The sequence below is a fragment of the Candidatus Uabimicrobium helgolandensis genome, from assembly GCF_041508025.1.
GTDB lineage: Bacteria > Planctomycetota > Uabimicrobiia > Uabimicrobiales > Uabimicrobiaceae > Uabimicrobium > Uabimicrobium helgolandensis.
Window position 1 is genome coordinate 3,320,747 of record NZ_CP165719.1, and the last position, 13,335, is coordinate 3,334,081.

General features: G+C 36.5%; 11 protein-coding genes. 6 read left to right on the plus strand and 5 right to left on the minus strand.

What is annotated here, in order from left to right; all coding sequences use genetic code 11:
- The first annotated feature begins 1,820 nt into the window (after positions 1-1,820).
- Positions 1,821-3,089: a tetratricopeptide repeat protein gene (locus UABHE_RS12155; protein WP_372370572.1), complete on the plus strand. Its 1,269-nt coding sequence runs from the start codon at positions 1,821-1,823 to the stop codon at positions 3,087-3,089.
- A gap of 48 nt (positions 3,090-3,137) precedes the next feature.
- A complete protein-coding gene (gene yghU / locus UABHE_RS12160) occupies positions 3,138-3,986 on the plus strand; it encodes a glutathione-dependent disulfide-bond oxidoreductase (protein ID WP_372370573.1) in 849 nt (282 codons plus the stop codon).
- A gap of 54 nt (positions 3,987-4,040) precedes the next feature.
- Here the strand turns inward: yghU and UABHE_RS12165 are convergent, their stop codons facing one another.
- From UABHE_RS12165 to UABHE_RS12180, 4 genes are all read right to left on the minus strand, one after another.
- Complete coding sequence (locus UABHE_RS12165; RefSeq protein WP_372370575.1) at positions 4,041-5,531, minus strand: NupC/NupG family nucleoside CNT transporter; 1,491 nt, start codon at positions 5,529-5,531, stop codon at positions 4,041-4,043.
- A gap of 83 nt (positions 5,532-5,614) precedes the next feature.
- Positions 5,615-6,274, minus strand: coding sequence for a hypothetical protein (locus UABHE_RS12170; RefSeq protein ID WP_372370576.1), 660 nt, complete (start codon positions 6,272-6,274; stop codon positions 5,615-5,617).
- Positions 6,275-6,308: 34 nt separating this feature from the next.
- A complete protein-coding gene (locus tag UABHE_RS12175) occupies positions 6,309-7,301 on the minus strand; it encodes an NAD(P)H-dependent glycerol-3-phosphate dehydrogenase (protein ID WP_372370578.1) in 993 nt (330 codons plus the stop codon).
- Complete coding sequence (locus tag UABHE_RS12180) at positions 7,294-8,886, minus strand: 1-acyl-sn-glycerol-3-phosphate acyltransferase (protein ID WP_372370579.1); 1,593 nt, start codon at positions 8,884-8,886, stop codon at positions 7,294-7,296. Before UABHE_RS12180 ends, UABHE_RS12175 begins: the two co-directional genes overlap by 8 nt.
- 362 nt (positions 8,887-9,248) lie before the next feature.
- Between UABHE_RS12180 and UABHE_RS12185 the strand changes: the two genes are divergently transcribed.
- From UABHE_RS12185 to UABHE_RS12200, 4 genes are all read left to right on the plus strand, one after another.
- Positions 9,249-9,644 carry a DUF6567 family protein gene (locus tag UABHE_RS12185; RefSeq protein ID WP_372370580.1) on the plus strand — a complete coding sequence of 132 codons (396 nt, stop codon included), beginning with the start codon at positions 9,249-9,251 and terminating at the stop codon, positions 9,642-9,644.
- Positions 9,645-9,676: 32 nt separating this feature from the next.
- Positions 9,677-10,036 carry a DUF6567 family protein gene (locus tag UABHE_RS12190; RefSeq protein WP_372370581.1) on the plus strand — a complete coding sequence of 120 codons (360 nt, stop codon included), beginning with the start codon at positions 9,677-9,679 and terminating at the stop codon, positions 10,034-10,036.
- A 476-nt stretch (positions 10,037-10,512) separates the two neighbouring features.
- Positions 10,513-11,829: a leucine-rich repeat domain-containing protein gene (locus UABHE_RS12195; protein WP_372370582.1), complete on the plus strand. Its 1,317-nt coding sequence runs from the start codon at positions 10,513-10,515 to the stop codon at positions 11,827-11,829.
- A gap of 94 nt (positions 11,830-11,923) precedes the next feature.
- Complete coding sequence (locus UABHE_RS12200; protein ID WP_372370583.1) at positions 11,924-12,085, plus strand: hypothetical protein; 162 nt, start codon at positions 11,924-11,926, stop codon at positions 12,083-12,085.
- A 42-nt stretch (positions 12,086-12,127) separates the two neighbouring features.
- Here UABHE_RS12200 and UABHE_RS12205 read toward each other — a convergent pair whose 3' ends face one another.
- Positions 12,128-13,255, minus strand: coding sequence for a hypothetical protein (locus UABHE_RS12205; protein ID WP_372370584.1), 1,128 nt, complete (start codon positions 13,253-13,255; stop codon positions 12,128-12,130).
- Positions 13,256-13,335 lie beyond the last annotated feature (80 nt).

Here is a 13,335-nt window from a genome sequence, read left to right on the forward strand (position 1 = left end):
TTTACAATTATTTGCGAAATCTTGGTGGCGAATGTTTATCACGAAGTAGTGTTATATACAATTCCATACAGATGAACTATCAGAAGTGCGATGTAGGGGCGGTCTTGTGCCGCCCGTAGCACAAATAAAAATGAATAAATTATCCAAACATTACTGCACAGAATAAGACATAAAGATAAGTGTTTACAATTATTTGCGAAATCTTGGTGGCGAATGTTTATCACGAAGTAGTGTTATATACAATTCCATACAGATGAACTTTCCAGAAGTGCGATGTAGGGGCGGTCTTGTGCCGCCCGTAACACAAATAAAAATGAATAAATTATCCAAACATTACTGCACAAAATAAGACATAAAGATAAGTGTTTACAATTATTTGCGAAATCTTGGTGGCGAATGTTTATCACGAAGTAGTGTTATATACAATTCCATACAGATGAACTCTCCAGAAGTGCGATGTAGGGGCGGTCTTGTGCCGCCCGTAGCACAAAAATGAATAAATTGTCCAAACATTACTGCACAGAATAAGACATAAAGATAAGTGTTTACAATAGTTTGCAAAATCCTGGTGGCAAATGTTTATCGCGAAGTAGCGTTATAAACAATTCCATACAGATGAACTTTCCAGAAGTGCGATGTAGGGACGGTCTTGTGCCGCCCGTAGCACAAATAAAAACGAATAAATTATCCAAACATTACTGCCTGTACAGAGTCAGACATAAAGATAAGTGCTTACAATTATTTGCGAAGGCCGGGCGGCACAAGACCGCCCCTACATCGCGCTTCTAGAAAGTTCATCTTATGAGGACATTATGGAAAGTCTTTTTTACCAAGCATTACGCTAACATTATGAACGCCGCCTTAAATCGAATTTGGGTGTAAACGAATAAATTATCCAAACATTACTGCACAGAATAAGACATAAAGATAAGTGTTTACAATTATTTGCGAAATCTTGGTGGCGAATGTTTATCACGAAGTAGTGTTATATACAATTCCATACAGATGAACTTTCCAGAAGTGCGATGTAGGGGCGGTCTTGTGCCGCCCGTAACACAAATAAAAATGAATAAATTATCCAAACATTACTGCACAAAATAAGACATAAAGATAAGTGTTTACAATTATTTGCGAAATCTTGGTGGCGAATGTTTATCACGAAGTAGTGTTATATACAATTCCATACAGATGAACTCTCTAGAAGCGCGATGTAGGGGCGGTCTTGTGCCGCCCGTAGCACAAATAAAAACGAATAAATTATCCAAACATTACTGCACAGAATAAGACATAAAGATAAGTGTTTACAATTATTTGCGAAATCTTGGTGGCGAATGTTTATCACGAAGTAGTGTTATATACAATTCCATACAGATGAACTATCCAGAAGTGCGATGTAGGGGCGGTCTTGTGCCGCCCGTAGCACAAATAAAAACGAATAAATTATCCAAACATTACTGCACAAAATAAGACATAAAGATAAGTGTTTACAATTATTTGCGAAGGCCGGGCGGCACAAGACCGCCCCTACATCGCGCTTCTAGATAGTTCATCTTACGAGGACATAATGGAAAGTCTTTTTTACCAAGCATTACGAACATCGCATTGGCGAAAACGAAATAGACGGGGAAATATTACACGTCGATCGAATTTGGGCTCTTGAAGTAAGTCCAAGTTTTTCTTAGAGAAAAAATATCAAAAACTATTTAGTGGTTTTGCTCAAGTGATAGATGTAATTGTAAAAAAAAGCGGCGCAGAAGAAATAACAAAACGTACAGCGCCATGGACAGAACAAATTCAGGAACGAGAATAAGGAGTTTCACTTGGAAAACGAGCAGGTTGTTCACGAACTTATTGGTTATGTTGTTTCGCGACTCTTTGAAGGCGAAGAGGTCGGTGCGATAGAAAAATTCCTTGTCGAACAGGGTATACCGAAAGATGTCAGCGAAAAAATTGTTCAGTCAGGGCTTGACCATTTTGGCGATATCAAAGAACAGCTTAAACATTTCGAGGAAGTTGATGAGCTTTATAAAGCAGAGAAATGGCAAGAAGTTGTTCTAACAATGCATAAATTAACCTCGCCGTCATTTATGAGGCAACTATCTGATCTTCGCGAACTACTCAAACGTCTTGATATGGCTCTTGATGCTGCTCATAAAACAGGCGACCCTAAATTGCTTGCAATGACTCAGGGGAATTTGGGAAATGTATACAACCAAGCCGGAGAAAATCAGCGCGCACTCGAATGTTTTCAAAATGCTTACGATTACGGAAAAGCGAGTGGCGATTTACAGTGGCAAGCACAAGGACTAAACTTCTTAGCAACAACTTATATGCGTATGGAAAAATATGATGAAGCGATTAAGAGCCAAGAAGAAAGCGTTGAAATATCACGCAAACTAGAAAACCCTGAAATGCTTGCGTATTCCATATCTGTTTTGGGTGATGTTCATTTGATGTATTGTCAGGAAAATACTGAAAATGTTGCGAAAACTATCGAGGTCTACGAAGAAGCGATTACTTTGTTTCTCAAACTCGAACTTGAAGATCATTTAGCACAACCTTATACCAATGTTGGTTCAGCATATGCAATGGTTGGCGAATATCAAAAAGCCGTGGATTACATAGAGAAAAGTATTGCTATTAAAATCAAGCAAAACGACTTATACGGACTGGTTGTTTCTTTGCGCAATGTCACTGACATTTATCACACTCTTAAAGACCATAAAAATGCACTTGCTTCTTTGGAAAAATTAGTGGGACTAAAAGAGAAGATAAACATCACCAGCTTACTACCAGAAGTTCTTACTCGACGTGCTTATTATTATTTAGAAAAAGGTTTACATGATAAGTCGATTGAAGATTATAAAGTGGTTATAGAATCCAATCCAAAAGATGTAGCAGTTGTTTACTACGGATTAGCGCGCTCATATGCTGCCAAAAAAGAAAACAAGCAAGCTCTAGATACTTTACAAAAAGCTTTAGAAAAAGGATTCAATGACTTTAAACTTCTTGAAGAAGATGAGTATATAAGTATCATTAAAGATGATCCACAGTACCAAGATTTAATCAGCAAGTATGTGAAAAAATAAGTAATAGAGATATTGTTTTCATACAACAAACAAAGAAAGGCAATAATAATGTCAGATGACAATAATACATATGAGCCACCGAAAATTTGGGAGTGGGACGAGGACGGTGGCGGGCGGTGGGCAAAAATTAATCGCCCTATTTCAGGTGCAACACATGAAAAAGAACTTCCTGTAGGAAAACACCCTCTACAGCTTTATTCTTTAGCCACACCAAATGGTGTAAAAGTTACTGTTTTACTCGAAGAGTTACTTGCTGCTGGTGAAAAAGGCGCGGAATACGATGCGTATTTAATCAACATTAGCGAAGGTGACCAGTTTTCTAGCGGTTTTGTCGCTGCAAATCCCAACTCAAAAATTCCAGCATTATGGGATCGATCAACCTCTACACCAACGCGCGTATTTGAGTCTGGAGCAATTTTACTTTATCTCGCCGAAAAATTTGGAAAATTTATTCCGCAAGAACACAAAGCGCGAACAGAGTGCATGAACTGGTTATTTTGGCAAATGGGTTCAGCACCATATTTAGGTGGAGGCTTTGGGCATTTTTATAGTTACGCTCCGTTTAAGATAAAATATTGCATCGATCGCTTTACTATGGAAACAAAGCGCCAGCTCGATGTACTTGACAAACATTTAGCTAACAATGCTTATATGGCAGGCGACGAATACACTATCGCTGATATGGCTATTTGGCCGTGGTATGGTGGAGTTATGCTCAATAAAGTTTATGAAGCGGGCGAATTTTTGAGCGTCGATTCGTACGAACACTTGATGAAATGGGTACTTAAAATCAATGAGCGATCTGCTGTACAAAGAGGAAGTCGCGTAAATCGCAAATGGGGTCCAGAAGAAGAACAACTTATTGAACGCCATGATGCTAGTGATTTTGATAAATAACTAACTTTAAAATTCTCTCGCTTTAAAAGCGAGAGAATTAATAAAAATACTAACTTAAATCAAGATACCAGCAACTGTTCCGGTCATACAAGCAGCAATAGCACCACCGATCATTGCTCTCATACCTAATTTGGATAAATCACCGCGCCTTGAAGGGGCGATCGCTCCAATTCCACCAATTTGAATTCCAACAGAAGCAAAGTTTGCAAAACCACACAAAGCATAAGAACAAATAATAACAGAACGCTCAGAAAGAAGTTCTGGTGTGGTGCGAATAATATCTCCTAAGTGCATGTAAGCGATAATTTCAGTTAATACTAATTTTTCGCCTAATAACATTCCGACAGTCATACATTCGTCCCATGGAATCCCCATGAAAAAGGATATTGGCGCAAAGAACCATGCGAGTATTAGTTGTAGACTCAGTCTGTCTACTCCCGCAGGAAGTATTGCATCTGGTACTGGAATGACTCCGATAACTGCATTTACCATAAACATAAGACCAACAAATGCAACTAGCATTGCACCTACATTCAGCATAAGCATCATTCCTTCTGATGCACCGCGAGATGCAGCTTCGATTAAGTTATCATCTGGTCTTTCGAGGTCTGATTTCAAAGAACCTGCTGTTGCTGATTCTTCTGTTTCAGGATACATTATTTTTGAAACAGCAAGCGCGGCAGGAGCGCTCATGATACTTGCCATAACTAAGTGACCCGCAATATTTGGTATACCAACAATCGCAACATAGACAGCCATAACGCCTCCAGCTACGGTTGCAAATCCCCCAACCATGATTGCGTGCAGCTCCGACTTAGTCATATCCTCAATAAACGGTTTCACCACTAACGGAGCCTCCGTTTGCCCAACAAAGATATTCGCCGCCGCAGAGAGTGACTCTGAACCACTTGTCCCCATCGTCATCTGCATTAATCGCGCTACTATATTTACCAAAAATTGCATTAATCCTATATGGTATAATATAGTCATTAGAGAGGAGAAAAATATAATAGTGGGGAGAATCCAGAACATGAAGTTTTTAAGGACAGGGCTAGTGTAAGGAACAAATGAAAATGGTTGAACTTTAGGACGAGCAAGAGGTGGGTTCACAGTGTCTTCAAACTTGCCTTCTCCGTAGTTGAATGATTCGACTTTGTTTGGTACAGTTCCTTGGAGAACAAATGCTGTTCCTTCGGCGCTAAAACTAAGAAGCTTATTCACTGCTGTGTCTATACTGGTAAAGAAAAAACCGCTCACTGCAGGGGAAAGAATTACAATTCCAAAAGCCATCTGAAGAACAATTCCCCAAATAACAGGTTTCCAGTTAATGGCTTTGCGATTTACTGAAAATAAACACGCGACGAGAATTAGAACAAAAATTCCAGCAATGCTGGCTAAGCGTGCCAAGAGAGACGTGCCTTCTTTGGTATCAACAGCTTCTTTCACTGCTTTTACGTCTTCGGCGTTTTGTGCTACAGCTGAAGGCCCCATGATTGCGACGAAGCATAGAAGCAGGCACAACAAAAAAAAAGTTTTTTTGAACATTATAGTATCCTTATACTGTTGCGAATAGCAAAGCTTCAAGACATATGAAAATTGCTGTTATGCCTTGCATGTTTTCTATACAATTATTTGCTAAAGACTTGTACTCTTACAATATAGTGCGGTTTTTGCTGATAGCCTAGTTTAATAGAAGCTGTAAGCGGAACATCTGAATCGGCGTCAACTAAATCTTGGAGCATATCTGCTGACATCAGAACACCTATTTCTTCTTGCTCCAAAATAGTGTACTCTTTTTCTCTAGGACCACGTACTTTACTTTTGTTGCTTCCGAAATTTTCGTAGAGCAGATTATTGTCTTCGTCTGTATATAATTTTCCGTGTAAAGCAGAAATAATAGAACAATTTTTTAATATCTGCCTATCTTGCATTTCACCTTGAGAACGACCATATAGTACAGGTGTTGACATATCCAAAACTTTATCCATATATTCTTCGTAGTCTTGTCCTATTTTTTGACGTTTAATAATGGATTGTTTGAAGATAAGTTGCGACACAAGACTCATAGGCGTTTCGACGACATCATCAACAATAATGCCTAAGCTTTCAGGTTCATTAAGAACATCTTCTCCCAAAATGCGATTAATATCACTTTTGGGAAAATAAATCATTTCGCCCTTGGTAATACTACGTGGTTTACCTTTGGCAATTAGTTCAGTAACACCTTCTTTTCCTAATTTGTCTAAAAGTTCTAATAGAGAATAACAATTATCTAAAGGTACTGACATATATTCACTTCCTTAAATTTTAGATAAATGTGGGTTACTCCCACAGTGATTTTCTCTGCATGAGGCTGGTAATCACTTCCATAATATCTTTATTTTCATGAACGATTTCATAGACTCCACGGATAATAGGAAGCTCAACACCTACTTCGAGCGCAAATTCGTGGATTACTTTACAAGTGTTTATTCCCTCGGCAACAGATACGATATTTTCACAAATGTAGTTAAGGCTTTTTCCTTTTGCCAAGTGGTAGCCAACACGGTAATTACGCGACAAGTTGCAGGCACATGTGACCATTGTGTCGCCCACTCCTGTTAACCCAGTAAAAGTTGAGTTATTAGTTCCTAATCTATCACCAATGCGACACATCTCGCTTATTCCGCGCGTAACAAGCAAAGATTTGCTGTTATTTCCAAAATCAAGACCATCTATCATTCCCGCAGCAATGGCAACAATATTTTTCATTGCTCCTCCAAGTTCAGAGCCTAAAACATCGTTGTTGCCATACACTCGAAAATTCTTACTGGCAAAAGCTTTGACTGTTTTCACAATCACTTCGTTAAAGCGACTAGAAACAACTGTCGCCGAAGGGTGCCCTTTTAGAATTTCCTCAAATAAGTTTGGTCCAGCAATCACACCAATTTTTTTGCAGCATGTTTCTTCGACAAGAATTGTTGTCATACGACTTCGAGTTTTTTGTTCTAAGCCCTTACTGGCAGATAAAAGTATTTGATCTGCTTTTACATAATTTCCTAACTTATAAGCAATTTGCCGGAAACTGTGTGAAGGAATAGCAACAATAATAATTTCGCAATTTTCGGCAACCTCTTCAAGACTATTTGTTGCTTTTACTTGTTCAGAAATTACGTAGTCTTTTGTATATTTCGAATTGCGATGATGTGTATTGATTTCATCAATTCCATTTCTCATCCACAACAATGTTTTATTGTTGTTAATGCCTGAAAGGTGAGCAAGAGTTGTTCCCCAACTTCCTCCTCCAATTACACCTACACTATGGTAATTAGTCATCGTTTTTTTCCTGTATTTCGATACCATAATCCATCAAACGTGTGTTGTAGTAATAAATAAGATTGCAATTATTAATATAAATTTTTTCGTTTTTCTTGATAATTGATGGCTTGTTGTGATAAACACGAAATCTTTTCAGAGCGTGGTTTAGTATGACTTCTGCATCTGCATCTTTCAAACGCTCGTCAATAAAAATTTCATTTTTTTCCTCTAACTTTCGTAATTCAACCATGAAAACTTTGAGTGGCTCAAGAACTTCATCAACGGTGTAATATTCTTTTTCTCCGCCAGTGAACAATAAACGATAAAAATCCATTTGCGGATTATCACGCAATAAAATTTTATAAATCACAGAAGCCAAAATATTAGTGCTTAACGCCATGTTGTATTGTTTATAAAGTTGTACAATTTCTGTACCTAACTGGCGTACGTATTCTTCGTCACGTTGTTTTAAATGATCGACTTGTCCATCAACAAAAACGTAGCGCTCTATATCAACCTTACGCCCACGTTTATCATAAGAAACACCGTCTTTATCTACACGGTTTCCAAAGAAATCCATTGCAGGACAAATATTGACATAAATTCGCGAATCCAAACTAAGAGTACTACTTACAAAATTAATCATTCTTCCCAAACGCGAGAATTCATCATCTTGAATAATAAACTTTGATCCACCAGTTTGTCGAAGAAAATCTTTACTAAGTCCCTCTGCTTCAAGAACAAGTTCATACGAAATCGTACATGGAATAATAAAAATTTTTGGCTGCTCTTTGTTGTTCTTTAAGTTATTGATATACGCCTTTAGTCCAGAACCGAGAAGTCCAAGTTTAAGACGGTCTTCTATTGCTCCCGAACGACTTCGCGTACCACCAGGAAAAAATAAATTATTGTAACCATATTCTATAGTAACAGTGGCATACTCTTTTAATATGTCTTTGTACAGAGCCGCTTTCTTCTTACGATCCACTTTATATGCACCAAGATTATTCATGAAGTAGCTAACAATCCAGTTGGTAAATAAATTAATTCCAGCGCCATAAGTAAAAGGTTGCAAACCTATCTTGTACAAAGCAAAACCTATAATAATGGAGTCCATATTACTGGAATGAGTGGGGAGTAAGATTACCGTTCCTTTTTTTTCTAATTCACGAAGGAGCTCTATCTCACCATGGATAAGAAGACTATCTCTTAAATCAGGAAGGCGTGGAAATTTTGAAAGTAAAACTCTTGGAGATATCGTATTAAGTAGTATACCAAGACCTACAGGGAGTATATTGGTAGAGAAGCGATATACTTTCTCATCAAAGTGCCCCACAATTTCATCAATAAATATTTTAATGAGCTCTTTTAAAATGCTTTCCTGCTCTTTACGATCTGCAAGAAGAAATCGTTTATTGACACTTTTCCAGTATTTAAGGGCTTTTTTATCAGGGTCTGCGTGTAGCCTCTTTTTTTCGTGGTAAATTGTATCATTGATGATTGTTTCTAGTAAAACTTCTCCTCGTTGAACCCTTTGCATTTGAGCTTCAAAAACGCGTTCGACCACATCGTGGCAAACGTCTTCTTTGTGCTCAGGCTTCATGCTTGCCTCCTCAAATATGAAAAAAAAATGTGCTTGTGCATTAGCATGTATTTAATTTTGCAAGGTCTAAGCACAGCGTGCGCTAGAGCATCTTCATCTTTGTTTATTGTTATGTACTATTGAAAGAATTTTATTATTGCCCAAAATAACAAAAATTCCATAAAAAACCGAAAGCAGATGTGCCCTATAATTTTTAATACTAACTTATTTTTAATCAAGTGTCAACAAAGTAAGTGACGACCCAATTTTCAGAGTTTATAAGCTTGACTTTTGTAAATTTTCACTTATGATAACAACCTACTAATATCTACTGTAGGTATTGGTTGTACTTTAAGTTTTGCACATTTCTAAGGAGTTGTTTTATGAAAAAGATCTTAGTTACTCTTTTAATAACAACTATGATCTTCGGCTTCACTGGATGTGGAACCTTTGCTGGTTATGGTCCAGGAAGTCACTCTTCACAAGTAACTTTAGAAGATGGAAACTTCACCGTTGTTCAATCTGGTGTAGAAGGTTCTGCTACAGTTACTGTCCTTTTTCCTGCCCTAGGTGCCCTCGGTATACCTGGTGGTCCAGCAGGTCTTCCTCTTGGAGATGCCGCTCTTTATCAAAGAGCAATGGATCAGTTGCGCGGTCAAGTTAAAGATAATAGTAATATTGGTTTAGTAAATATTACTGTTGACGAAAGACTAAAGCATTTTGCAATCATCGGATGGAAAACCGTTACAATTACCGCTGATGTTGTGAAATTCAAGTAATCAGGTATACAAATTATTTCAGGAGAACCAATATGAAGAAAGTTGTGTTCCTAGTTGCAATGATAGCTATAATCTTCACTGGATGTGTCGCAGCTGGTGGGATGAGCAATGGTGGTTTTAGTTCAAACACAAACCTAAAAAGTTCTGGCTATAAAGTAGTCAAGACTGTTTCAGCTAAAGCCTCTACAATGTATATTCTTGGATCTATCCTTTTTGATGCTCCACAAGCTGATTTACACAAAAGAGCTTTCCAAGATTTACGTAGTCAAGCAGGATTGCAAGGAAACTCTCAAGCTTTAGCAAATATAACAACAGATGTAGTTGAAAGAAACTACCTTGTTGTTCGTTTTGTTGAACTAACAGTAACTGCTGATGTAGTGTCTTTTGAGTAATATATCTTAAGATACAATATTAAAAGCAAAAAGACCGACGCTTGCCGCGTGGGTCTTTTTTTATGTAAAAATATAAATATTTTGCTAGGGCGTGTCATCATTCAATACAGATAAAAATATAACGGATTCATTTAATGATACGCCAGTAGTATTGAGCCCGAGCCCGTTTGCGAGCCCGCGCCCGAAAACTTTTTGAGAGCGACAGAAAGTGATTTATTGGTTCAATACTAGTTTTTTGCGATGGAAAAAGAAACTTTGCTTCTTTGATAAATTGTTAGTGAAAGTTTCGGAAACGGGCTCGGGCTCGAAAAAACACACAATATTTTGAATGATGACACGCCCTATTTTAGAGCTACGAATTTTTTAATTTCGCGTATCGAAATCTCAAGAATTTTCATATATTCGCTTTCGCAAGTTCTTTCCTATAAAACCTTTATTTATAGTCGCTTTAGAAATTAAAATACAGGAGTTTCTAATTGCAAAAAACAGTTAAATCAAAAACACTGCGAGAAATACAGCCGAACACCGCTTATAATGCTTGTTGCTTCTACCTTGAGAAGATAGAACCAAAAAAATTCCAAGGTTGTACTTTTGATAATTGTTCTTTTAGAGGCAGTTTACATGCAGATCTTTCCTTCCAAAAATTGGAAAAAATTCCTAAATGGATTTTTAGTATATCTTCTTTAAAATCTCTAAACATAAGCAACAATCAAGTTTCTAAAATTCCAAAAGAACTTACACAACTCTCTTCTTTACAAGAATTAAATCTAAGTAATAACCAAATTTCAAATATTCCAAAAGAATTGGGTCAATTACCATCTTTACGAACCTTGAATTTAAGTAACAATCAAATTTCAAATGTTACAAAGGAACTTGGACAACTTTCATTCTTGAAGTCTCTAGATTTAAGTAACAACCAAATTTCTAAAACCCCAAAAGAACTTACACAACTCTCTTCTTTACAAGAATTAAACCTAAGCAACAACCAAATTTCAAATATTCCAAAAGAGCTTACACAACTTTCATCTTTACAAGAATTAAATCTAAGTAACAATCAAATTTCAAATATCCCAAAGGGGCTTGGGCAACTCTCATCCTTGAGGTTTCTAAACATGAGTCACAATCAAATCTCAGGTATTCCAAACGAACTAGGACAACTTTCATCGCTGGAATTTTTGGTGCTATCAATGAATCAAATTTCAAATATTCCAAAGGAATTGGGGCAACTCTCATCTTTGCAATATCTAGACTTATTAATGAATAGAATTTCGAAAATTCCAAAAGAATTGTCTCAACTCTCCTCTTTGCGATATCTGAATCTACATAATAACAAGATTTCGGAAATTCCAAACGAACTAGGACAGCTCTCATCTTTGCAACATCTCATATTAATTGGAAATAAGATTTCGAAAATTCCAAAAGAATTGTCTCAACTCTCATCTTTGCAATATCTGGAGCTAAGTAATAACAAGATTTCAAATATTCCAAAGGAATTAGCTCAATTATCATCTTTGGATTCTCTCGATTTATATATAAATCAAATTTCAAATATTCCGAAAGAGTTGGCACAGCTCTCATCTCTACAATACTTAGAGCTAAGTAGTAATCAAATTTCAAGTATTCCAAAAGAGTTGGCTCAATTATCCTCCTTAAAATATTTACTTTTAAATAATAACAATATTTCTGTGGTCCCAAAAGAATTGACAAAACTCTCATCTTTGCAGGCCTTACAGTTATCTGGAAATCAAATTTCAAAGATCCCAAAAGAGCTATCAAAACTAACGCTTATCTAAAAATCAAGCTTCAAAGATCCTAAAGAAGCTAACAAAATTATCCTCTTTGAGTTTTGTAAATAAGCTTGGAATTCAAACGAAAAAGGAGTTCTAATTGCAAAAAACAGTGAAATCAAAAACACTGCGAGAAATACATCCAAATACATCATATGCCGGTTGTTGTTTCGACCTCAAACGCTTGAAAGAATTGTGTATAAAAGAAAATCAAATCACAGACATTCCAAAAGAACTAGAGCAACTCAATATCGACATTTAGAAATAACTAATTTTAGTGCTAATAGTTCTAAAGAGGCAAATGTTATCTTGGCGGTAAAAGAATATGAGGGGATACTTGGAGTTTCTCTATTTGACTAAAGTAATCGGAGTGAAAAAAGAATTTTTCTATTACAAAAATAGCATCCAGAATGTTTTCAGGTTGGATTTTTTGCTCACTATTTCCCAATTGTGCTACAGCACAAAAAGTAGCTAACGATACAGCTAAACTAAGATAAGTAAGTGCCTGAATTATATGGTGGGTAAAATAAAAATCACTGCTAAACAGTAATATAAAAAAATAATTATCTATTATTTGGATAATCTCATTGTCTGTAAAATTTTCCTTATACAGTGCGAAGTATTTTTGCAAAGCGCTTTCGGGAATTTTTTCAAAATCAGGTATTCCAAGATAGTCTATGAAATATGAAATAACAGGACTCACTTCTCCGTCTTCGGTATTTTGGCTATACCATAATTGCCAGGCTAAAAGCGTGTTTTTTAAATGATCGTGCTCTGAAAAAGTTTGTGGTGGTGGCGATTGATCACAAATGCTTTTTATCTCTTCAACAGTGAAATATTCTTGTTTTGTGTTTGTAAAAAAATTCCAAATATAAGCAAGAAAATTTACATCAGAGTGTTTACGTAGCAGTTTTTTGTGGATATGATAAAAACCTTGCCAATTTGTTGACGATTTATTGGTAATTTTCACCATCTTGAAATTTTGAACATCTGCTTTGAGGGAAAATTTATTTCCTATAGAACGCGCGGGATTTACTAAAGTAAATTCATTTTTTTCTAAAAGCATTTGCAATGTACACGGGCAAGCCATCGAAGCATTGATATAAGTGAGCTCTGGAGTCTTAAGTGCATAAAAAGGGTATGATTGACAAACAATTGGTTTGCCTTCTAAACCAAAATTAGCATGAAGAAAACACTTCTTATCGACAAGAAAAGAACAACGGTTTTCGCATTTTTTTGTATAAACATCTACGATTTTTCCGTTATCATCTTGTACTGTTTCAAAACCACAGCCACTAGGCCACTCTTTTTGTGGTATAGTTTTTAAGTTTGCAAGAATAGCTTCTAGCTCTTTAGGATTAACACTGATGTTCCAACGATGGCAACAATAGCCTTCCTCAAGGCAGCGAAATTTTCGCAAAAAAGTAGGCATTACATATTTCATTGTTTGGTAAGAGGGATGTCCTAGAATCCTCTAAGGACGAGTGTGTAAACCTCAATCTCCTAGTAGAA